General features: G+C 70.7%; 18 protein-coding genes. 6 read left to right on the top strand and 12 right to left on the bottom strand.

Going from position 1 to position 21216, the window contains the following annotated elements; genetic code table 11:
* Nucleotides 1-28: 28 nt before the first annotated feature.
* Nucleotides 29-631: a helix-turn-helix domain-containing protein gene (locus ACWEKM_RS37935; RefSeq protein WP_451625838.1), complete on the bottom strand. Its 603-nt coding sequence runs from the start codon at nucleotides 629-631 to the stop codon at nucleotides 29-31.
* Nucleotides 632-983: 352 nt separating this feature from the next.
* Between ACWEKM_RS37935 and ACWEKM_RS37930 the strand changes: the two genes are divergently transcribed.
* From ACWEKM_RS37930 to ACWEKM_RS37905, 6 genes are all read left to right on the top strand, one after another.
* The gene (locus tag ACWEKM_RS37930; RefSeq protein ID WP_451625845.1) at nucleotides 984-2213 is read left to right on the top strand and encodes a Tm-1-like ATP-binding domain-containing protein; all 1230 of its coding nucleotides are present in this window, start codon (nucleotides 984-986) and stop codon (nucleotides 2211-2213) included.
* Nucleotides 2203-3030: a phosphoenolpyruvate hydrolase family protein gene (locus ACWEKM_RS37925; protein WP_451625837.1), complete on the top strand. Its 828-nt coding sequence runs from the start codon at nucleotides 2203-2205 to the stop codon at nucleotides 3028-3030. Before ACWEKM_RS37930 ends, ACWEKM_RS37925 begins: the two co-directional genes overlap by 11 nt.
* Nucleotides 3031-3126: 96 nt before the next feature.
* Nucleotides 3127-3543 carry a cupin domain-containing protein gene (locus ACWEKM_RS37920; RefSeq protein ID WP_451625836.1) on the top strand — a complete coding sequence of 139 codons (417 nt, stop codon included), beginning with the start codon at nucleotides 3127-3129 and terminating at the stop codon, nucleotides 3541-3543.
* On the top strand, nucleotides 3536-4375 hold the full coding sequence (locus ACWEKM_RS37915) for an SDR family NAD(P)-dependent oxidoreductase (protein WP_451625835.1): 840 nt from the start codon (nucleotides 3536-3538) through the stop codon (nucleotides 4373-4375). The genes ACWEKM_RS37920 and ACWEKM_RS37915 overlap by 8 nt, the downstream gene beginning before the upstream one ends.
* A gap of 72 nt (nucleotides 4376-4447) precedes the next feature.
* Nucleotides 4448-5827 (top strand): nucleobase:cation symporter-2 family protein, encoded by a 1380-nt coding sequence (locus ACWEKM_RS37910; RefSeq protein WP_451625834.1) that lies wholly within the window; start codon nucleotides 4448-4450, stop codon nucleotides 5825-5827.
* Nucleotides 5828-6027: 200 nt separating this feature from the next.
* On the top strand, nucleotides 6028-8418 hold the full coding sequence (locus ACWEKM_RS37905; RefSeq protein ID WP_451625833.1) for a SpoIIE family protein phosphatase: 2391 nt from the start codon (nucleotides 6028-6030) through the stop codon (nucleotides 8416-8418).
* Nucleotides 8419-8447: 29 nt separating this feature from the next.
* On the opposite strand, the gene ACWEKM_RS37900 is transcribed toward ACWEKM_RS37905, so the two are convergent.
* The 11 genes from ACWEKM_RS37900 to ACWEKM_RS37850 all read right to left on the bottom strand — a co-directional run.
* Nucleotides 8448-9935, bottom strand: coding sequence for a peptide MFS transporter (locus ACWEKM_RS37900; RefSeq protein WP_451625832.1), 1488 nt, complete (start codon nucleotides 9933-9935; stop codon nucleotides 8448-8450).
* A 380-nt stretch (nucleotides 9936-10315) separates the two neighbouring features.
* Nucleotides 10316-11614, bottom strand: a complete 1299-nt coding sequence (locus ACWEKM_RS37895) for an aspartate aminotransferase family protein (protein ID WP_451625831.1) — start codon at nucleotides 11612-11614, stop codon at nucleotides 10316-10318.
* A complete protein-coding gene (locus tag ACWEKM_RS37890) occupies nucleotides 11611-13332 on the bottom strand; it encodes an acetolactate synthase catalytic subunit (protein WP_451625830.1) in 1722 nt (573 codons plus the stop codon). The genes ACWEKM_RS37895 and ACWEKM_RS37890 overlap by 4 nt, the downstream gene beginning before the upstream one ends.
* A 41-nt stretch (nucleotides 13333-13373) precedes the next feature.
* Nucleotides 13374-14450 carry a LysR substrate-binding domain-containing protein gene (locus ACWEKM_RS37885; protein ID WP_451625829.1) on the bottom strand — a complete coding sequence of 359 codons (1077 nt, stop codon included), beginning with the start codon at nucleotides 14448-14450 and terminating at the stop codon, nucleotides 13374-13376.
* 119 nt (nucleotides 14451-14569) lie between these two features.
* Nucleotides 14570-15400, bottom strand: coding sequence for an inositol monophosphatase family protein (locus tag ACWEKM_RS37880; RefSeq protein ID WP_451625828.1), 831 nt, complete (start codon nucleotides 15398-15400; stop codon nucleotides 14570-14572).
* Complete coding sequence (locus ACWEKM_RS37875) at nucleotides 15397-16617, bottom strand: alpha-D-ribose 1-methylphosphonate 5-triphosphate diphosphatase (protein ID WP_451625827.1); 1221 nt, start codon at nucleotides 16615-16617, stop codon at nucleotides 15397-15399. The genes ACWEKM_RS37880 and ACWEKM_RS37875 overlap by 4 nt, the downstream gene beginning before the upstream one ends.
* Complete coding sequence (locus ACWEKM_RS37870; RefSeq protein ID WP_451625826.1) at nucleotides 16614-17435, bottom strand: ATP-binding cassette domain-containing protein; 822 nt, start codon at nucleotides 17433-17435, stop codon at nucleotides 16614-16616. Before ACWEKM_RS37870 ends, ACWEKM_RS37875 begins: the two co-directional genes overlap by 4 nt.
* Nucleotides 17436-17440: 5 nt before the next feature.
* Nucleotides 17441-18301: an ATP-binding cassette domain-containing protein gene (locus ACWEKM_RS37865; protein WP_451625825.1), complete on the bottom strand. Its 861-nt coding sequence runs from the start codon at nucleotides 18299-18301 to the stop codon at nucleotides 17441-17443.
* Nucleotides 18298-19275, bottom strand: coding sequence for an alpha-D-ribose 1-methylphosphonate 5-phosphate C-P-lyase PhnJ (locus ACWEKM_RS37860; protein ID WP_451625824.1), 978 nt, complete (start codon nucleotides 19273-19275; stop codon nucleotides 18298-18300). Before ACWEKM_RS37860 ends, ACWEKM_RS37865 begins: the two co-directional genes overlap by 4 nt.
* A complete protein-coding gene (locus ACWEKM_RS37855; RefSeq protein ID WP_451625823.1) occupies nucleotides 19272-20474 on the bottom strand; it encodes a carbon-phosphorus lyase complex subunit PhnI in 1203 nt (400 codons plus the stop codon). The genes ACWEKM_RS37860 and ACWEKM_RS37855 overlap by 4 nt, the downstream gene beginning before the upstream one ends.
* A partial coding sequence (locus ACWEKM_RS37850; RefSeq protein ID WP_451625822.1) for a carbon-phosphorus lyase complex subunit PhnI occupies nucleotides 20471-21216 on the bottom strand: 746 nt, incomplete at its 5' end. The genes ACWEKM_RS37855 and ACWEKM_RS37850, both read right to left, overlap by 4 nt.

Genomic DNA, 21216 nt, shown 5'->3' with positions numbered 1-21216 from the left:
GCAAGGCGAGGGGATACGGCGGGATGTGTCAGTCCGGTGTCGCCGGGCTGATGATCCAGAGGATCTCGGCAGGTGTTTCATGGCTGTTGACCACGCGATGCGGCACCGAGGAGCGGTATTCGATACTGTCGCCGGCTGCCAATTCATGGGCGCGGCCGTCGAGTTCGACGCGCACAGCACCACTGATCACCAGGAGGATCTCCTGGGAGTCTCCATGGGTGTAGGCGTCGTCACCGGTGGAGGCCCCCGGGTCGAACTCGCCTGCGTACACCTCCAGATGACTGAGCGGGCGCTGAGAGATGAGTGTCTTGCGGCTACCTGGGGCGGTGTGCAGCGTCGGCCGGTCGGCCCGTCGCACCACCTTCGGACCGGGCACGCTGTCCGGGTCGAACAGATCGGCCACGGTGACGCCGAGTGCCACGGCGATCCGCCGTAACATGCCGATGGAGGAGTTCACCTGCCCGCGTTCCAACTGGCTGAGGAAACCGGGGCTGGCCTGGGCCGCCTCCCCCAGGGCACGCAACGACATCCGCCGCATCTTCCGGTACTCCCGGATCCGGGCTCCCAGAGCCACGTCGGCAGCGTCGACGGAGAAACCGTCGGAGCGTTCCTGTAGTGCACGATCAGTCATGGACGAACACCTGATGCAACTTCAGCGAACACTTTGTTCGCTGGGGTGGTACGGACCGTACGCCGAGGTGATCCGTCACACAAGACTCTGTCTCCGACGTCACCGGAACGTGACCAACCATGTCGACCGGCCACCGCGCAGGCCGTTCGGGTCCTTCCAGAAGGGGATGCGGAGGTTGTCCTGGAAACCGGCGACACGCGCGGTGCGTGGCGAGGACATGCGGCAGCCACCTCTCGTCCTTGGGCCATTTCCGTCACATTGGCCCTTGAGCCGCCCATCGGCCGACCACAGTATTGGGCCAACCGTTCCGCGCCACCGGCGGAACCGCGCGAGGAGCGTCGATGTGGCCGTCATGTTGTTCGGGACCCTGGACACCAAGGACCGGGAGTACGCGTTCGTCCGCGACCTCGTCATCGAGCACGGGCAGGACGTCGTGCTCGTGGACACCGGGGTGCTGGGTGCGCCCACGCTGAAGGCCGACGTGCGGGCGGCTGCCGTCGCCGAGGCCGCGGGCACGAGCCTGGAGGCGCTGCGGTCCCGCGGCGACCGCGGGCACGCGCTGGCGACGATGGCCGCGGGGGCCAGGACCGTCGCCGAGGACCTGTACGCACGCGGCAAACTCAGCGGTGTGCTCGCCCTCGGCGGCAGCGGCGGCTCCTCGGTCGCCGCGACCGTCATGCAGGCGTTGCCGGTGGGCCTGCCGAAACTGCTGGTCTCCACCATGGCCGCCGGTGATGTGTCCGCCTACGTCGGCACGACGGACGTCACTCTCATGTACAGCGTCGTCGATGTCGCCGGAGTCAACTCGGTGTCCCGGCAGGTCCTCGCCAACGCGGCGGCCGCGATCGCCGGGATGGCCACCGCGTACAGCACCCGGCGCGGGACGGGCCCCGCACCGCAGGACAAGCCGCTCGTCGCGGCGACCATGTTCGGTGTCACCACCCCGGCCGTGGACACGGCGCGGCGACGGCTGGAGGAACTGGGCTACGAGGTCCTGGTGTTCCACGCGACCGGTTCGGGCGGACGCACGATGGAGGCACTCGTCGCCGGGGGCCATATCGCGGGCGTGCTCGACCTCACCACGACCGAGATCGCCGACGAGGTGGTCGGCGGTGTGCTGTCCGCCGGACCGGACCGGCTCACCGCCGCGGCCGTGGCCGGCGTGCCGCAGGTGGTCAGCCTCGGTGCGCTCGACATGGTGAACTTCGGTCCCCGAAGCACGGTGCCGAAGCAGTTCGAGGACCGCACCCTCCTGGTCCACAACGACACGGTGACACTGATGCGGACCAGCGCGGCCGAGGCCGCCGAGACCGGCCGCGTGCTGGGCAGCAAGCTGGCCGCGTCGACCGGCCCCACCGCATTGTTCGTACCGCGCGGCGGGTTCTCCGCCGTCGACGCCCCGGGCGGGGCGTTCTGGGACCCGTCGGCGGACGCCGCGTGTGCCGACGCCGCGCTTGAAGCAGTGGCCGACAGTGCCGTCGAGGTGGTCGAGACCGAACGGCACGTCAACGACCCCGAGTTCGCGACGTCGGCCGCCGACCATCTGCACCAACTCATGCTGAGGACGCGTCATGGATCGTAACCAGGCACTCGCCGCCTTCCGCGGCCAGCTGGAGGCGGGACGGCCCATCATCGGTGCCGGTGCCGGCACCGGCCTGTCCGCCAAGGCAGCCGAAGCGGGCGGCGTGGACCTGCTCATCATCTACAACTCCGGACGCTTCCGGATGGCCGGACGCGGCTCACTCGCCGGACTGCTGCCCTACGGTGACGCCAACGCGATCGTGCTGGACATGGCCGGCGAAGTACTGCCCGTCGTCGAACACACACCCGTCCTGGCCGGCGTCTGCGGCACCGACCCGTTCCGCCGGATGCCCTGGTTCCTCGACCAGCTGCGTACCATCGGGTTCACCGGCGTGCAGAACTTCCCGACCGTCGGCCTCATCGACGGCGTCTTCCGCGCCAACCTCGAAGAGACCGGCATGGGCTTCGAGCATGAGGTCGAGATGATCAGACTCGCCGCCGAACGCGAACTGCTCACCGCCCCCTATGTGTTCGACCCGGCCCAGGCCACCGCGATGGCACAGGCCGGCGCCGACATCATCGTCCCGCACCTCGGTCTGACCGCGAAGGGCACCATCGGCGCCCGGACGACGATCAGCCTCGACGAAGCCGTCGACCGCCTCCAGGACATGCGCGACGCCGCCGTCGCCGCCGCCCCCGGCATCCATGTGCTCTGCCACGGCGGGCCGCTCGCCGAACCCGACGACGTCCGCTACGTCCTGGACCGGACACACGGCATCGCCGGATTCTTCGGCGCCTCCTCCATGGAACGCCTGCCCACCGAACGCGCCATCGCCGACCAGCTCCGCGCGTTCAAACAGCTTCCCGCACCCCACTGACCCCCCACCCACACCGACACCCACGCCGACACTCACACTCACACTCACACTCACACTCACACTCACACTCACACTCACACCGACAGGAGACAACCGATGCACCGGAACCCGGACTCCGTCCCCACCATGGTTTTTGACTGGGGGTCGATCAAATGGCACGTGACACCCGACACCGTCCCCGGCGCCTCCTCGACGCTCGGGGAAGTCGTCATCAACCCGAACAAGGGCCACGACCGGCATGAACACCCGGACGCCGACGAGGTCCTCTACGTGATCGAAGGCGAGGGACGGCAGACCGTCGGCGACACCCCCGAATTCACCGTCCGCGCAGGCGACGCCATCTGGATCCCCAAGGGCACCCTCCACTCCACCTACAACACCGGCTGGCGTCCGCTGCGCCTCGTGGCGACCTACACACCCGGCGGCGCCGAGAAGGCACTGCGCGGCCTGCCCGACTTCACCGAGCTGGCTCCGGGACAGGCACCGACCTGGGCGGTGACGTCCCATGGGTGAGTTCAAGCGCCACCGCGGCGGCCACACCATCCCCGTCACCGAACCGGCCGTCTTCCCCGTCCACCGCGGCAAACGGTTCCTCGTGACCGGCGGCACCGGCGGCGTCGGCTCCGCAACCGTCGAACTGCTCCTCAAGCAAGGCGCCCGCGTGGTCATCGCCGACGTCTCCGAGGAAGCGGCGGCGAAACTCGCCGACACCCTCGGCGGCAGCGACCGCGGTGCCTACCCGGTCGGACTCGACCTGCGGGACGAGGCATCCGTCCGCGCCACCGTCGACCGCGCCGTCAGCCTGCTCGGCGGGGTGGACGGACTCGCCAATGTCGCCGGCATGGTGAAGATGGCTCCCGCGCTCGACCACGTCCGGTCCCTGTGGGACGACCAGTTCGCGGTGAACGTGTTCGGCCCCTTCGAGGTCACCCGCCTGGTAGCGGCACACATGATCGACCAGGGCACCGGCGGCAGCATCGTCAACGTCGCCTCCGAAGCCGGCAAACAGGGCCACCCCGACATGGTCGCCTACAACGCCAGCAAAGCCGCCGTCATCAACCTCACCCGGGTCACCGCCCAGGAATGGGCCCCCTACTCCATCAACGTCAACTGCGTCTGCCCCGGCGGAGTCGCCACCCCCATGCTCCACCAGGTCGCCGACACCCACGCCCGGCACACCACCGACAACGCCGACGACATCTTCGCGTTCATGGCCAACGAACAACTCGGCCGCCACATCGCACCCATCGAAGTGGCAACAGTCATCTCCTTCCTGCTCAGCGACCACGTACAAGCCATCCGCGGACAGAGCATCAACGTCGACGGCGGAAGCTGCCCGTACTGACCGAACACGGGGGAAATCGCACCCACCACGAGGGACGGGGGCACCGCAACCACCACTGAGAGTGAGATGACCATGACCCAGCAGAGCGGATTCGAGCGCCGTGAGCACATGACTCATCCCGTGGACGAAAGACCACCTGCGGGACGTCTGGTTCTCTACGGGCTGCAGCACCTGCTGACCTTCTATGCGGCGATCGTCGTGTTGCCGGCGATCATCGCCGCAGGCATCGGGTTGTCGGCGGGCGAGACGGCGGTGCTGCTGAGCGCCGTGGTGTTCACCGGCGGCATCGGCACGCTCATCCAATCGATCGGGTTCTGGAAGATCGGGATCCGGTTGCCGCTCGTGCTCGGGGGATCCTCCGTGGTGATCGGGCCCGCGATCGCGATCGGCAACGCCCACGGCGGAGGTGTCACCGGACTGCTGACGATCTACGGGGCCGCCTTCCCCGCCGGGCTCGTCATCTTCCTGGCCGCTCCGCTCTACGGAAGGCTGTTGCGGTTCTTCCCGCCGCTGGTGACGGGAACCGTCATCACCATGGTCGGACTCGCGATTCTCCCCATCGGTGTGACACTGGCCGGCGGCGGTGACGCGTCCGCACCGGCGTTCGGCAGCCCGAGCAACCTGGCCATCGCGGGTGCGACCGTGCTCACCGTCGTCGTCGCCTATCGCATCACCACGGGGTTGCTCAGGAGCATCGCCATCCTGCTCGGCCTTGTCGTCGGCGGTGCGGTCGGCGTCGTCGTCGGCGCCGTCGACTTCAGCGGTGTCGCACACGCCCACTGGGTCGCCTTCGTCGGCCCGTTCCACTTCGGGTGGCCCAGATTCGACATGTCCGCCGTCGTGTCCATGAGCATCGCCATGGTCATCGTGGCCGTCGAGAGCACGGCGAGCTTCTTCGCCGTCGGCGCGATCGTCGGCCGGGCACCGGATCAGCGCGCCGTGACGAGAGGCGTGCTCGGCGAGGGCGTGGCGACGATGCTCGGCGGCGCGTTCAGCCCACTGCCGCCCACCACCTTCAACGGGAACGTCGGACTGGTGCGGACCAGCAGTGTGCGCAGCCGGTTCGTCTGCGCGGTCGCCGGGGTTTTCATGATCCTTCTGAGCTGTCTCCCCAAAGTGGCGGCCGTCGCGGCGGCGCTGCCCAAGGCCGCCGTGGGAGGCGCCCTGCTCGTGCTGTTCGGCACCATCGCGACCGTCGGAATCCAGACGCTGTCCCGCTGTGACCTGACCGACGACCGCAATCTGATCACCGTCGCCGTCAGTCTCGGCGCGGGAACCATCCCCGTCGCGCAGCCGCAGTTCTTCCACGCCTTTCCTGAGCAACTCCAAGTGGTACTCAAGAGCGGCATCGTCGTCACCGCGCTCGTCGCGATAGTTCTGAACATCTTCTTCAACCACCTCGGGTCAAGAACCCGGCAGACCCCGGACGCCGCTGCCCTCGCGGCCGAGTAGCCGCTGTCCCTGTGCAGGGCATGCGGTCGGCAGGGGATCGGTGGGCTGTTTTGCGCGGGCTTGGGGTGCGGAGCACCCTGAAAGGGGGCCGCTGGCCTCCCTGCGCAGTCGATCCGGGAACAATGGTCAGACAGTGGACCCCCATGCACAAGGAATCTGCGGAGCCCGCCCGGCAGGGCGATAGCGTCGGCGTGGCGAGGATGTCAGGCGAGCTCACGGCCTGGGGGCCGGGCGGACGTCGGCTGCTGGGTCTCGCCCCGGAGGAGGCCGTGGGGCGCTCCTTCTTCGATCTGTTCGCCGAACCCGCGCCGCCGGCGCTCAGCCGGTGCTGGGCAGGGCACGAGATCTGGAGCGGGGAGGTTGTTCTCCGGCACCGTGCGGGCCATGTGCAGCGAGCGGGCATCAGCGTGCGGCCGTCGTCGGACGGCGCGGGCAACACCATCTGGATCATCGACACCACTGCGGCCGCAACGGGGGGCGACAGGGCAGGTGACCTTGCGCTGCTCAAGCAGTGGGCCATCGATCAGATGCCGCTGCCCGTGACGCTCTGCGACCGCGACCTCGTCCGGATCGTCGTCAACCCGGCCGTGGCCGCCGGGATGGGGAGGGCCGTACCGGATCTCGTCGGGTTCCGCTTGGGAGAGGACGCGCACGGGCCGCTGCCGCTGCCGCTGAGAGAGGTCGCCGGAGCTGCCGAGCAGGTCCTGCGTACCGGACAGCCGGTGGCATTTGAACCCCAGGGCCAGCGGCCGCGTAACGCCCCTCAGCCCTTGTGGCTCAGCTGGGTGTATCCGGTCAAGGATCCCGAGGGGCAGATCCGGGCCGTCGCCCTGGCCGCCGCCGACAGCACGGACCAGTACCAGGCGCGCCTGCGGCTGAATGTCCTGAACGAGGCGAGCGAGCGGATCGGCACCACCCTCGATGTCGCCCGCACCGCCGATGAACTGGCCCAAGTCGCCACCGAGTACTTCGCCGACTTCGTCACCGTCGACATCCTGGACGGTGTGCTCCGCGGTGAAGAGGTCGGCAGCGTTGATCCGGGCGAGCCGATGGCGTTCCGGAGAGTCGCACAGCGGTCGGTGCTGCCCGGCTGCCCGGAATCCAAGGTCAAGCCCGGTCAACTGCACACTTCTCGGGTCAGCGAGTCGATCGCCCGTGCGCTGAAGGCTGTCCGGCCCGTGCTGGGCGGGCCGGACGACCTCGACGCCGGCGGATCGTTGCCGGCCACCATCACCCGGCGCTTGGCCCGGGAGCAGGGCATCCATTCGATTGTGGCGGCGCCGCTGCACGCCCGCGGTGTCATACTCGGCCTGGCCACCTTCTTCCGGCACAGCACCCCGAATCCGTTCGGCGAGGAGGACGTCCGGCTCACGGGGGAACTGTCCAGTCGTGCGGCGGTGTACATCGACCATGCCCGCCGCTACACCCACGAACGTCTGATGTCTCTGGCGCTGCAGCGCAATCTGCTGCCCGAGCGGGTCCCCTTGCGCTCCGCCGCCGCCGTGGACATCGCCTCCCGCTATCTGCCCGCCACCGCGGCGATCGGCGTCGGGGGCGACTGGTTCGATGTGATTCCGCTGTCGGGCGCCAGGGTGGCCTTGGTGGTGGGCGATGTCGTGGGCCACGGCATCCACGCCTCGGCGACCATGGGACGGCTGTGCACGGCGGTGCGCACCCTCGCCGACGCCGATGTGGCCCCCGACGAACTCCTGACCCAGCTTGACGACCTCGTGCTGCGCCTGGACGAACAGGCCGCCGAGAATGGCAGCGCGCTGCCGGAGACGGAGCTGGCGGAGGTCGGCGCGACCTGCCTGTACGCGGTGTACGACCCCGTATCGCGTCGCTGCGCGATGGCCCGTGCGGGTCACCCCCTGCCGGTGCTCGTGACACCCGACGGCTCGGTGCGGTTTCTGGAGCCGCCGGCCGGGCCGCCCCTGGGGGTGGGCGGCCTGCCGTTCGAAGTCGCGGAGTTCGAGGCCCCGGAAGGCAGCGTGCTCGCCTTCTACACCGATGGCCTGGTGGGGGATGCCCAGGGGGATCCCGAGGCCGAGCTCCGCATGTTCCGTGCGGCGCTCGCCGTCCCCGGGCGTTCGCTGGAGACGGCATGCGATGCGCTGCTGGGCCACATGCCGCCCGGACGCCGCTCTGATGACGCGGCCCTTCTGCTGGTACGGACCAAGGCCCTCGCCGATGACCAGGTCGCCGTCTGGCAGGTGCCCTCTGATCCCGCCGGCGTGGCCGAGGCCCGCCGAGCAGCGATGCACGTGCTCGCCACCTGGAACTTGCCGGACCAGCAGTTCGTCACCGAACTGGTCATCAGCGAGCTGGTCACCAATGCCCTCCGCTACGGGAAACCACCGGTTCAGTTGCGTTTGATCCGCGACACCGTGCTCATCTGCGAGGTGAGTGACACCAGCAGCACCGCCCCGCATCTACAGCGCGCGCGAACGTTCGACGAGGGCGGCCGTGGCCTCCTCATCGTGGCGCAGCTCACCCGGCGTTGGGGAAGTCGCCAGACCCCCACCGGCAAGACCATCTGGGCCGAGATCCCGATCGTGCCGTCACCGCTGCCGCTGCTTCGTGAACACTGACCCGGGCAGTCCACGCGCGCCCGGCCCGTTCAGCGCTCGAGCCCCGCCTTCAGCAGCCGTTCCAGCGGCCCTCGCGCAGCGAGCAGGGCCACGCCGATCACGATGCCGCTCACCGCGGTGACGGCGAAGTAGGAGGTGTTGTCGATCGCGGTGAACAGTTGGCCGAGCAGGCCCGCCAGGGACGAACCGAGGGCAAGCGTGAGGAAGTTCAGGCCCACCATCTGGGACTTGAATTTCTCGGGGCCGATCCTCGTGGCCAGGGACAGTCCGATCGGGCCGACGAAGACCTCGGAGGAACCGGCCGCCATCATGAACAGGAGAATGAGGACCAACGGGATCTCGGCCTGACCGGTGGCCTTGGAGATGATGAGCAGGAACAGATAGGCGCAACCGATCTGGGTCAGTCCGATGGCGACCTTGGTCACCGGCCCGGGCTGGCGCTCCCCGAGGGCGTTCCACAGCCGGGCGACGAGCGGGATGACGAGGACGAGCGCCAGCGGGCTGACGGTCGTGATCCAGGCGACCGGGAACTTCCATCCGCCGATGTGCAGGTCGATGCGTTCGGTGATGAGGATGGAGATCGCGGTGAACTTCTGGAACAGGAAGCCGAAGTAGACCCCGGATGCCAGGAAGAGGGGAAGATAGCCGAGGATGCGTCGGCGCTCGTCGCTGCTGACGGCCGACGAGGTGGTCATGGTGAGGAAGTAGGAGGCGGCGGCCACCAGCGCGGCGATGGTCACCACGGTGGACAGGTTCCCCGCCCGGAGCAGTCCGCTGGCGACGGCCGCAGCCACGGCGGCGGCGAAGACCAGGCCCCCTATGACGACGAGCGGGCGGCGGCCCGGGGGCAGGGGGTTGTTGACGGTCCGGGCGCGTTCGGGCAGATGCTTCATCGAGGCCAGGTACTGGACGAGCGCGGCGCCCATGCCGATGGCCGCCAGCGCGAACCCGTAGTGGAAGCCCAGTTCGTTCTGGACCAGACCGGTGGTGAGCGGGCCGGCCACCGCACCGATGTTGATGGCCATGTAGAAGTAGGAGAAGCCGGCGTCGCGGTGGCTTTCGTCCGGGTTCTGGTCCAGTACGAACCCGACGATCGAGGTGATGTTCGTCTTCAACGCACCGGTGCCGAGAACGATGCACAGCAGTCCGACGCCGAGGCCGACGAAGCCGGGCGCGAAGGCGAGCACCACATGCCCGGCCGTGATGACGAGGGCGCCGTACAGCACCATGTTCTTCGGGCTTACGAGCCGGTCGCCCAGCCAGGCACCGAGAATCTGGCACAGGTACACGGTGCCGCCGTAAGCGCCGACGATGCCCGCCGCGACGGACGGGTCCATCGCCAGGCCGCCGTCGGCGAGCGAGTAGAGCAGGTAGAACGAAAGGATGCCCTGAAGGCCGTAGAAGGAGTAACGCTCACACAATTCGGTGAGGGCCATGCTCCACAGGCCGCGCCCGAAGGGGCGCTCGGGCGTCCCCGTGGTCGCCCCGCGTGTGTCGCGGCCTCTTGCCTCGGTCATCTGGTGCTGTGTCTTTCTCACTCGCTGAGTCCTTCCCAATCGCGAGCCGAAACGAGTGATGGGGATGCCCTGAGCGCTCCTGACCGTCGGCGACGCCGAAGAGCCGGTCGGCCGGCGGCCCGGTCCAGGAGCGTGCCGGCCGCGAGGTGGGGGGCCGGCACAGTGTGTCCCGCGAAACATTCGATGGTGAACTGCGGGTCGGAAGAGCGCCCTTGGTGGGCGTTTGCGGGCGTCCGCAGGGGTGCCGCTCGGGGTCGTACGGGGCCCGGGGGCCGACGGTCCGGCCGCCCCTGATGGCGATCGCGCCGTGGGGAACAGCGGCCGTCGGCCCCGGTGACTGTCCGTTCTCGCGGCTCAGGGCAGTGCGTCTGCCGAACCGGTCAGCGGGCTACGTCGGTCAGTGCGCGGTCGACGGCGGCCAGCGTGCGGGCCACGTCCTCGTCGGTGTGCGCCGCCGAGATGTACCACAGCCCGCTCTCCCTGGTGTGGATGCCGCTGCGGATCAAACTCTCCGCCAGGTCGTGCAGCGGCCCGCTCCGGCCGGCGAGCGCGTCGGCGTAGCTGCGCACCGGGTCGGGCGCGTCCCAGTGCAGCCGGATGAGCGCGCCGGCGCGGGTGGCCCGCAACGGTGCCCCGTGCCGGTCGGCACGCTCGTTGACGCCCGCCGCCAGCTCACCGGACCGGCGCTCCAGAAGGGGATAGACGACGTCCTGTTCCGTCTCCAGCACGTCGAGGGTGGCGTTGGCGGCGGCCACCGACAGCGCGTTGCCGTTGTAGGTCCCGGCGTGTGCGACCGGGCCCTCCGCGACCCGCATGATCTCGGCCCGGCCCGCCACCGCGCTGATCGGGAACCCCGAGCCGAGGGCCTTGGCGAGCACGGTCAGGTCGGGAACGACCCCGAGCCGCTGCTGCGCCCCGCCGAGCGCCACCCGGAAACCGGTCACGACCTCGTCGAAGACCAGCAGGCAGCCGTACTGGTCGCACAACCGGCGCGCCTCGGCCAGATACCCTTCCGCGGCGAACAGATTGCCGCCGTTCACCGCGACCGGTTCCATGATCACCGCGGCTACGTCGGCGCCGCGCCGCGCGAGCAGGTCGGCCAGCGCCTCCGCGTCGTTCCACGGGCACACCAGCACCTCCGGCCCGACGACGCTGTGGTCCGGGACAACCACCGGGCGAGGCGCAGGGCCCGACCCCACGGGGCTGCCCGGTCCGTTGGCCGTGACCGGGTCAAGCCAGCCGTGATAGTGGCCTTCGAACTTGACGATCGCCCGCCGCCCGGTTGCCGCACGGGCCAGGCGGAGCGCCGCCTGTACCGCCTCGCTCCCGGTCACGCTGAGCAGCACCCGCTCCGCGCTGGGCACCAGCCGGACGATGCGTTCGGCCAGCTCGGCCTCGGCCTCGTGCTGGCCGCCGTAGAGCACGCCGACGGCGAGTTGCTCGCGTACCGCGTCGAGGACCTGGGGCGGCTGGTGGCCGAGCAGCATCGGGCCGTAACCGGCCACGTAGTCGACGTACTCGTTGCCGTCCACATCGGTGATCCGGCTGCCGGCCGCCGCGGCGAAGGTCAACGGCGTCGGGCGCAGCGCGGCCCGTTTGGCGGAACTCACCCCGCGCGGGATGATCTGCCGCGCCCGGTGCATATACCTTTCCGAGCCGGCGAAGGTGCTCTCGGTCATCGACTCGTTCCTCCGGCCAGCTCGGTCAGTACGGGGTCGCCGTCCCAGGCGGAGATCGGCGGGTAGGCGTCCGGGTCGGTGATCACATCGATCACCGTGGCCACCGGGGAGGCCAGCGCGTCGCGCAGGGCTCCGGCCAGCGCGGCGGGGGACTCGACGCGAACGCCGCGTGCTCCACAGGCTGCGGCGATGGCCGCGTGATCGACCGGTGCGAAGTCGATGGCGTCGGTGTGCACGGCGAACTGATGCAGCTCGGAGTGCTTCTGGTAGCCGAGGATCGCGTTGTTCAGCACGATGACGGTGAGCGGCAGATCCATCCGGACGGCCGTCTCGATCTCGGCCCAGCAGTGCGCGAAGCCGCCGTCGCCGACCACCGCGACGACCGGGCTGTCCGGATGTGCGGCCTTCGCACCCAACGCCATGGGCAGCCCCCAGCCCAGTCCCGCCAGGCCGCGCGGCGCCAGGAATCGCTGGCCGGCCCGCCGGGCCCGCAGATAGTTGGACATCCACACGGAGCTGTAGCTTGCGTCGGCCACCACGATCGTGTCCTCGGTGAGCTGGGCGTCCAGTTCCCGCATGATCCGCTCGGGCCGGATCGGGGAGGCGTCCGATCCGGCCAGGGGCAGGATGTGTGCCTGGTACGCACTCCGTGCCGCCTCGATCTGCGCGGCCACCTGCTCGCGGGCCGCCGCGCGGACGTCCAGCGGGCGGGCGCTCAACTCGTCCAGCAGCGCCCGCAGGGTCAGCTTGGCGTCGCCGACCAGCCGCAACGCCTCGTAGTTGCGCCCCACTTCGACCGGGTCCATGTCGAGGTGGACATAGGTCGCCGACGGCGGAAACAGCCGCCAGCCGTCGGTGGCGTTCTCATTGGTCCTCGTGCCCACGAACAGGATCAGGTCGGCGTCCTCCACCAGCGGGCGCGCGTGCCGGGTCGACCCGTTGACACCCATGGCATAGCCGATCACGCCGACGGACAAGGGGTGGGTCTCGTCCACCGAGCCCTTGCCCATGGCGGTCGTGGCCACCGGCAGTGCGGCGAGCTCCTGGAGTTCGGCCAGTTCGGGCGATGCCCCGGAGCCGTGCACCCCGCCCCCGGCGACCACCAGCGGTCGCCGCGCCGTAGCGAGCAGTTCGGCGACCTGCTTGATCTGCTCAGGACCGGGGGCGTACCGGTCCAGCGGGAACCGGCCGTACTGGGCCCGCCGGGTGGACGCGACCGGAACGGGCTCGGCGAGGACATCCTTGGGTACCAGCAGCACGACCGGCCCGGGGCGGCCGGAGGCCGCTTCCGTCATCGCCGCGTCGACATAGTCGTCGACCCTGGCCGGGTCGTCGAGGCGGTGGACCGCCTTGGCGCAGCTGCTGAACAGCTTCACGTGATCCAGCTCTTGGAAGGCATTGCGATCACGGGCCGGCCTCGGCACCTCCTGGACGATGGCGATCACCGGCACCGACGCCTTGAACGCCTCGGACAGCGGTGGCACGAGCAGCGTCGCGGCGGGACCGTTCTGGGCCGCCACCACACTGACCTTGCCGGTCACCCTGGAGTAGCCGTCGGCCATCGCGCCGCCGGCGTTCTCCGTGCGGTAGACGACCTGTCGTATCGACTGCTCCGGCGTCGCCAGGAAGAACAGTGAAGGCAGGCTCTGTCCGAACACATCGCGCACCCCGTGGCGTCGCAACGCCGCCGCCAGACTTTCGGCGACTGTATTTCCCATCTTCACTCCTCCATCGAGCTTCACCGGTAGTGCCGGAGAGTTCAGCACGGGCCGACGCGAGGGGTCCAATAAAGGTTTTCACGCCAGTGATAAGCGTTCGTTATCGGCTTTTTCGACGGCACCGCACCTGCGTAGAGGCTCCGCTGACCTGCACCGGAACGGTGTCGCCAAGGCGACGGAACCCGCGGCGGCAGACCGTTGCCGGACTGCAAATCGCCGCCGCGGGCACTCACCTGCCGAGGGGGCCCGGGTGCTCCCGGCACAGGTCGACGAACCGGTCCACCGGCGCCTGCGCGGCGTTCAGCCGCCATGCCAGCACCAGCGTGGTGGTCGGGACCGGCTCGACGAACCGTCGCACACACACCGGGCGGGCACAGCTTCCGCGCCCGGTGCTCGTCCAGCACGGCAATGCCGACGCGGCCTGCGACCTCGCGCAGGATGTGCTCGGCATCGGGTTGCTCCAGGACCACCCGCTGGGGTCGGTCGCCCCAGATCAGCCGCCGGATCTCGTCGTGGTATCCCGGTCCCTGGGTTCTGGGCCAGTGCACCAGGGGCAGCTCGACCACGTCGTCGGTCAGGACGCGTTCCCGGGCCGCCAGCGGGTGGTCGTCGGGCAACGCCACGACCAGCTCCTCCGTCGCGACGACCAGCGACTCCACCGCCCGGTGGCGCACCGTCGACCGCACGAACGCGACGTCCACCTCGCCTGCCTCAAGCAGCTCCAGGTTCCGGCTGGTCCACGCGGCGGACAGCGACAGCCGAACCGCGGGATAGCGCAGCCGGAAACGTTCCACCAGCTCGTGCATCGTCAGATCGGCGCCGGAGCGGGTGTAGGCGACCCGCAGCACCCCGCCGGGCTGCTCCGCCGCCGCCCGTACCCGTTCGACACACAGCCTCGCCTCGGCGAGCACCCGCTCGCCCTGCTCACGCAACACCTCGCCGGCCGTGGTGAGAGTGATCGCCTTGCCCCGGCGGATCAGTGGTGTGCCGAGTTCGTGCTCCAGAACCTTGATCTGCTGCGACAGGCCCGGCTGCGAAATGTGCAGTTGCTCGGCCGCCCGCCCGAAATGGAGTACGCGCGCGAGCACCAGAAAGTATTCCAGTCGCCGCAGTTCCACGTCAGGGATCCTACATGGGCCGCTGACCTCGGTACCGTACGGCCGATCGCGCCCCGTTCACCGGAGTCGGAGTCCGGTGAACGGGGCGCGACGGCCGCTGAACGGGGCGCGACGGCCGCTCAGGGTGTGGATGTCGCCGCGTCGGCCGCCTGGGCCAGTACGTCGGTCAGTTCGGCGGCCAGTTCGGGGGTGGCGGCGATGACACCGGACCAGCGGCGGGTCAGATCGGTGTCGAAGGCGAGGGGGCGTCCCCGGACATCGAGCACCGCTCCTCCGGCCCGCGGCACCATGACGGCCGCTGCGGCGAGGTCCACGAGTCGGTGGGTGTCGGAGCAGGCGTCGGCGAAGGCGTCGGTGGCTCCTTCGGCGACCAGGGCTGCTTCCAGGCAGGTGGTGGACAGAATACGGACCCGGGCGGCGCGGGAGGCCGCCGCCCACCACGCGGCGGCCGGACCGGGCTTGCCGGTGTGCGGACGCAACAGGGACACCGCGGCGCCGGACAGTTCCGTGCGTCCCGAGGTGCGGTACGGCACCGGCTGGTCGCGGTGGGCCCACCAGCTCCGGCCGGTGTCGAGCCACACCGTGTACGCCTCCGTGAACTCCCCGTCGACGGCGACGGCGGCGGCGAACGCGGTGAGCGGGACGCCGGCGGCGCCGTTGGCCGAGCCGTCCAGGGGATCGATGACCAAGGACACCGCGCTGCCGTGATCGATCCAGCCGCTCTCCTCGGACAGCACATTGACCCGGTGCGGGCGCAGTGCGTCGATCACCGCGTCCTCGACGAGGCGGTCGATGTACATCGTGGGGGTGCCGTCGGCGCCGGTGGCCACGGGCTCGGCCAGCGCGGTCCGGTCGTATGTGGCCCGTGCGTCCCGGTAGGTGTCGAGTGCGGCCCGTGCGGCGGCGAGGAGCGCCGGGTGGGTGCCGGGGTCGGCCGTGGTCACGGTCACCGTCCCGTGGGCTGAAGCAGTCGGGCCATGGAGAGCCGAGTGTCGTCGCCGTCGTGGGTCTCCTCGGCGAGCAGGGACATCCGTACGGTGGGCCGGCCGCCGTCGGTGGTGACGACGACCAGGTCGGCACGGAGCCCGGGGACCAGCGCGCCGCGGTCGGCGAGTCCCGCGGTGCGCGCGGCGCCGGAGGTGATGAGCGCCACGGCGGTGTGCAGGGGTACCACCCCGCGCTCCGCCAGGTTCAGGGCGGCGGCCAGCAGTGCGGTGGGCATGTAGTCGCTGGACAGGTTGTCCACCAGTCCCTCGGTGATCAGTGCCTCCGCGCTGACGTTGCCGCTGTGCGAGCCGCCGCGCAGCGCGTTGGGGGCACCGGCGACGACCGGCATCCCGGCGTCCTGTGCGGCGCGGGCCGCCTCGTGGGTGGTGGGGAATTCGGCGACGGCGGCGCCCGCGGCCCGTACCTCGGCGAGTTCTTCGGCGCTCGTCACATCGTGGGCGAGCAGCCGGATCCGCCCCGCGTGTGCCTCCTGGCCGAGGTGGGCGAGGGTGCGGGCGCGCTGCGGGAGGCCGTCGGCGCGCTCTTCGATGCGGTCGCGGATGAACTGGTCGGCTTCCTCGGCGGACAGGCCCTCCTGCTGCTGGACCATCGACCGGTACGCCACCAGGTTCCGGTACTGGCCCTGGCCGGGTGTGTGGTCCTCGTAGGAGACCAGCGGGGGCGCGCCGATGTGCGACTCACCGGCGAGGACGCCCTTGAGGGCGTCCAGTGCCTCGGCGTCGCGGGCGTCGAGGCGGTGCAGCACCCGGTGATCGACCAGGCCGACGCCGGCCGCGGCCCGTTCCCGTACGGCGGTGGTGAGCGCCAGCGAACGCTCGATGGTGCGGTCCTTCTCCAGTTTGGTCTGATAGCTGACCGCATGGTGCATCGTGGTGACGCCGGCGGCTCGGACCCGTCCCTCGAAGCTCCGGACGGCGAAGTCCGGCTCGAACTCCACGGTCGGACGGGGGCGTTGCTCCTTCTCCAGCGCGTCGCTGTGGGTGTCGACGATGCCCGGCAGCAGCAGTGCGCCGCGCAGGTCGAGGGCACCGGCCGGGACCGCGCCCGGGGTGACGGGGGCGGCCTCGGTGATCCGGCCGTCCTCGACGACGACGAGCGCGTCGTCGAGGGTGCGGTCGGGCAGCACGGCGCGGCCGTGGGCGAACACATAGCGGCTCATCGGGCCACCTCCAGCGGCAGATCCGGGTTGTGCAGGATATCGACGGGGGCGCCGGTGGCCAGCACCCTGCCGCCGCCGAGCACCACCACGCGGGTGGCGAGGCGCTCGATGGCGTCGAGGTCGTGGAAGACGGACAGGACGGCGGTGCCGGTCTCCTCCAGGCGGGCGATCAGCTCCAGGACGGCGGCACGGTTGGCCGGGTCGAGGGCGGAGACGGGTTCGTCGAGCAGCAGCAGCCGGGGCGGTGCGATGGTGCCGGCGGCGATGTTGACGCGCTGCTTCTGGCCGCCGGACAGGACGGTGGCGTGCATGTCCCACAGGTGCTCGGCGATGTCGACCTGGCGCAGCGCGGCGGCGGCGGCCTCCGCCGCGTCGGCCCGGTCCATGCCGCGTGCGACACCGGCCGAGGTGACGATGGACAGGACGGAGCGGCGCGGCTGGGGGCGCAGGAACTGGGAGACGTACCCGATCTCCTGGCCGCGCAGGTCGGCGGCCTCGGCGTCGGGCAGCGCGGCCACGTCGAGAAGCTCACCGTCCGCGGTACGGAACCAGATGTGGCCGGAGCCGGACAGGTAGGTGCGGTACACACAGCGCAGCAGGGTGGACTTGCCGGCGCCGGAGGTGCCGGCCAGGGCGACGTGCTCGCCGGGCCGGACGTCGAGGTCGACGCCGTGCAGGGCCTCGACGGTCCGGCCGTCGATGGTGTGCAGGGTGAAGTCCTTGCGCAGTCCGCGCACGGACAGGACGGTGTCGCCGGGCACGTCCGCGGGGGCGGCGGGCCGGGTGGTGGTCACTACGGGGGTCAGTACGGGGGTCACTGTGGTCATCCTCGGGCCGCCGCGACGAGTTGCTGGCTGTAGGGGTGCTGGGGGTCTTCCATGAGCTGGTCGGTGAGGCCGGACTCGACGACCCGGCCGTGCTGCATGACCAGGACCCGGCGGGTGAGCATGTCGATGACGCCGAAGTCGTGCGAGACGACGACGGCGGCCACCCCGGTCTCCTCCAGCAGCCCGCGCAGCAGGTCCAGCACGCCGGCGGCGACCGAGGCGTCGAGTCCGGTGGTGGGCTCGTCCAGGAGCAGCACCGGCGGGTCGTTGGCGAGGGCCTTGGCGATCTGGACGCGCTGGCGCATACCGCCGGAGAAGGTGCGGACCAGGTCGTCCATGCGGCTGAGCGGGACCTCGACCCGGTCCAGGAGCTCGGCCGCGCGCTTGCGAATGTCGCCGTAGCTGCGCCAGCCGACGGCGGTGAGCGGGTCGGCGATGTTACCGCCGGCGGTCACATCGAGGTTGAGGCCGGCTGCCGGGTCCTGGTAGACGGCGGCGATGTCCTTCAGGCGGAGCCGGCGCCGGACCGAGGGGTCGAGGTCGCACAGGTTGACGGCGCCGTCGGCGACGGAGCGCAGGGCGATGGTGCCGCTGGTCGCCGTCTCGTCTCCGGCGATGCAGCGCATCACGGTGGACTTGCCGGATCCGGACTCGCCGATGATGCCGAGGGCCTCGCCGGGTGCCACGTCGAAGGAGACGTCCCAGGCCGCCACGACCGCGCCGGTGGCGGGCGACACGGCGGTGCCGTGCTCCGGTCCGGTGCCGGTCAGGGAGGCGGGTGACGGGTCTCCGTAGATACGGCCGAGGCCGGTCACCTTCAGGGCCCAGGGGCGCGGCTGTGAGGTGTGCGTGCTCATGCGGTCGTTTCCTGTTCTCGGGTGGTGCTCCGCAGTACCGCGCGGGCCAGATCGGCCGGCCGCCCGGCGACGTCGGCGGGGGCGTCGCCGGTACGGCGCCGGAGGCAGAAGTCGGTGTCCGAGCACACCCAGGTGCTGAATGTGCCGTCCTCGCCCGGCTCCGGGGCGAGGTAGGTGTCGTCGGAGCCGCAGAACTTGCAGGCGGCGCCGGGGGTGTACTCGACCTCGAAGGACCGGTCGTCGAAGGTGAGGGGTACGACCCGGGTGTGCGGGGGGACGGCGAACAGCCGCTTCTCACGGCCCGCCGAGAGGACGGTGATCGCCTCGGAGTGGTTCATCTTGGGCACGTCCCAGCGCGGGATCGGGCTCGGCGTCATCACATACCGGCCCTCGACCAGCACGGGGTAGCCGGCCGCCGCGGTGATCAGGCCGTTGTGGACGATGTCCTCGTAGAGCCGGACCCACATCTTGGCGTAGTCCCCCTCGGCGTGCATGCGGCGCTGCTCGTCCATCTCGCGCACGATGCCGGCCAGCGGCTCGGGGACGGGCACCTGGAGGACCAGTACCTGTCCGTCGGTGAGGGGCTGTTCGGGGATGCGGTGCCGGGACTGGATGATGTCGGCGGCGCGGGTGTCGGTCTCCTCCTCACAGCCCGTGTGCTCGGTGATCAGGCGGCGCAGGTTGGAGGCGTTGACGCCGGCGTCCTCGCCCTGGTCGATGACCTTCAGCCGGGAGTCCTCGCCGACCAGGGCGAGGGTGGCCTGCAGGCCACCGGAGCCCCAGCCGCGGGCGACGGGCATCTCCCGTGATCCGTAGGGGACTTGGTAGCCGGGGATGGCGATGCCGCTGAGCATGGCGCGGCGGAGTTCACGCTTGGACAGTTCGTCGAAGACGCCGGGGCGGGGGTCAGGCCCGGCGAGGGCTCCGGTGCGGGAGGCGCCGGTGCCGGTGGGGGTCAGGGGCAGGGTGGTCATGCGGTGTCTCCGGATGGGTTGGCGTCCTGGCGGGCGGCCTCGGCGCGTTCCAGCACCGAGCGGTACTCCACGTGGTGGGGCAGCTTGAGGTGGTGCACATAGCCGGTGGAGTCCAAGCCGTCAAGGGTGAGCAGGACGTCGTGCTGGAGGTCGGTGGCGCCCTCGTGGTGGGTCAGCAGCAGGTCGAACCCGGCCATCGCGATGGCCTTGCGTTCGTTGTGGCCGAAGCACATGCCGTAGCCGACATTGAGGTGCTCGGGCAGTTCACCGGCGCGGGGCAGGCTGTGGAAGGTCTGGACCTCGCTGACCCGTACCTCCGCGACCGCGACCGGGCGGCCGGTGTGCGGGTGTGTCACTCGGACGGGCAGGGCACCGTGGCGCAGTTCGCCGGGGGTCTCGTGATCCTCCGGGCGCCAGTCGGAGCCGTACCACAGGTGCAGCAGCGATCCGGTGTCGGCGCGTGCCATGGTCTGCAGCCACGCCGACCGTGGGACGCCGGGCCGGACCGGACGCCGGGTGATGTCGTACGGATCGGGGTCGTCGGGGTTCTCGGGGAGCGGGGCGACCAGGCCCATCTCACGGAAGACGCCGAGGACATGGCCGGGAGTGCGCTCCACGGTCGCGGGGTCGGACTGGTCCGCGCCGGGGTCCCACCCCGGGTCGGGTGCCGTGTGCGGGTGCTCGTGGTGGTGGGCGTGGCCGTGGTGATCGTGGCCGTGGCCGTTGTGGGCGTGCCCGTGGTCGTCGTCGCCCTGGTGGTCGTGCCCGTGGTGGTCGTGCTCGTCACCGGCCGGAACAAGGGAATCGTCGGCTACGCGGCCCCGTCCCTCGTCCTCGGGGAGCAGGTCGAGCAGGCGGCCGGCGTAGTCCAGGGTGCGGCCGAGGACCTGGCCGCCGGGCGGGTTGCGGAAGGCGGAGCTGATCCGGCGCACCACCCTCAGTTCGGAGGTGGGCACCGGTTCGGTCACCGCCAGGCGGGGCAGCGCGGCGCGGTGGGCACGCAGCAGGTGCGCGGCCTCCACCGGGTCGCCCTCCGCTTGGCGCAGGGCACGGGCCGCCAGCTCGGGAGCCCACAGGCCGCCCTCGCCCATCGCCCGGTCCACGGCGAGGTCGAGGCGCTCGGTGAGCTGGTCCAGTTCCAGCCACGCCGGGCCCTCGGCGTCGGGGACCGAGGTGGCGGAGGATGCAGTCGTGTTCACGATCGCTCCCCCGCTGCTGCCGCCCGTACCGCGCGGACCCGGTCGAGGGTCGAGCGGAAGTCCACGTAGTGCGGGAGTTTGAGGTGTTCGAGGAAGCCGGATGCCTCGGGGCCGTCCAGGGCGATCAGCACTTTCTGCTCCAGTCGGTCGGCGGCACCGTCGCGGTGCACCAGCAGGTCCAGGCCCGCCATCGCGAGCGCCTTGGCCTCGTTGTCGCCGAAGCAGAGTCCGTAGCCGATGTCGAAGCGGCTGCCGTCCGGGCGGGGCCGGGCGTCGGAACGGACCGTGCGTGCCTCGGTGACCCGGACACCCGCGACCGTCACCGGGAGGCCGGTGAAGGGGTGTTCGACGCGCAACGGCAGGTGGCCGCGGCGCAGTTCGACGGGGATCTCGGACTGGTCATTGCGCGGGGCGCGGGTGACCGTGTACCACAGGTGGGTCAGCGAGCCAGTCTCGGCGCGGGCCATCGAGGTCAGCCGGGCCGAGCGCGGGGTGCCGGGGCGGGCGGGTGCCCGGGTGACGTCGAACGGGTCGGGGTCGGTGGTGTCACGGCGGTCCGCCAGCAGCCCGGCGGGCGGGGTCGGGGCGGGCGGCACCGTCGGGTCCGGTGCGGTGACGGGCGACCCGTCGGTGGCGGGCCTGCGCGGTGGCGGCGCCGTGGCGCGGGCCGTGTCCTCGTCGGTGCGGTCGAGGATCGGGGGCGTGTAGTCGTCGGTGGCGCCGAGGACCTGGCCGCCCGGCG

It is taken from the genome of Streptomyces sp. NPDC004752 (genome assembly GCF_053601275.1).
The sequence above is the reverse complement of the archived record's forward strand: the minus strand, read 5'-3'. Positions and strand labels throughout refer to the sequence as shown.

Coding starts and splice junctions, on each gene's coding strand:
- ACWEKM_RS37935 (WP_451625838.1), bottom strand. CDS start 631: ATGACTGATCGTGCACTACAGGAACGCTCCGACGGTTTCTCCGTCGAC.
- ACWEKM_RS37930 (WP_451625845.1), top strand. CDS start 984: ATGTTGTTCGGGACCCTGGACACCAAGGACCGGGAGTACGCGTTCGTC.
- ACWEKM_RS37925 (WP_451625837.1), top strand. CDS start 2,203: ATGGATCGTAACCAGGCACTCGCCGCCTTCCGCGGCCAGCTGGAGGCG.
- ACWEKM_RS37920 (WP_451625836.1), top strand. CDS start 3,127: ATGCACCGGAACCCGGACTCCGTCCCCACCATGGTTTTTGACTGGGGG.
- ACWEKM_RS37915 (WP_451625835.1), top strand. CDS start 3,536: ATGGGTGAGTTCAAGCGCCACCGCGGCGGCCACACCATCCCCGTCACC.
- ACWEKM_RS37910 (WP_451625834.1), top strand. CDS start 4,448: ATGACCCAGCAGAGCGGATTCGAGCGCCGTGAGCACATGACTCATCCC.
- ACWEKM_RS37905 (WP_451625833.1), top strand. CDS start 6,028: ATGTCAGGCGAGCTCACGGCCTGGGGGCCGGGCGGACGTCGGCTGCTG.
- ACWEKM_RS37900 (WP_451625832.1), bottom strand. CDS start 9,935: ATGACCGAGGCAAGAGGCCGCGACACACGCGGGGCGACCACGGGGACG.
- ACWEKM_RS37895 (WP_451625831.1), bottom strand. CDS start 11,614: ATGACCGAGAGCACCTTCGCCGGCTCGGAAAGGTATATGCACCGGGCG.
- ACWEKM_RS37890 (WP_451625830.1), bottom strand. CDS start 13,332: ATGGGAAATACAGTCGCCGAAAGTCTGGCGGCGGCGTTGCGACGCCAC.
- ACWEKM_RS37875 (WP_451625827.1), bottom strand. CDS start 16,617: ATGAGCCGCTATGTGTTCGCCCACGGCCGCGCCGTGCTGCCCGACCGC.
- ACWEKM_RS37865 (WP_451625825.1), bottom strand. CDS start 18,301: ATGAGCACGCACACCTCACAGCCGCGCCCCTGGGCCCTGAAGGTGACC.
- ACWEKM_RS37860 (WP_451625824.1), bottom strand. CDS start 19,275: ATGACCACCCTGCCCCTGACCCCCACCGGCACCGGCGCCTCCCGCACC.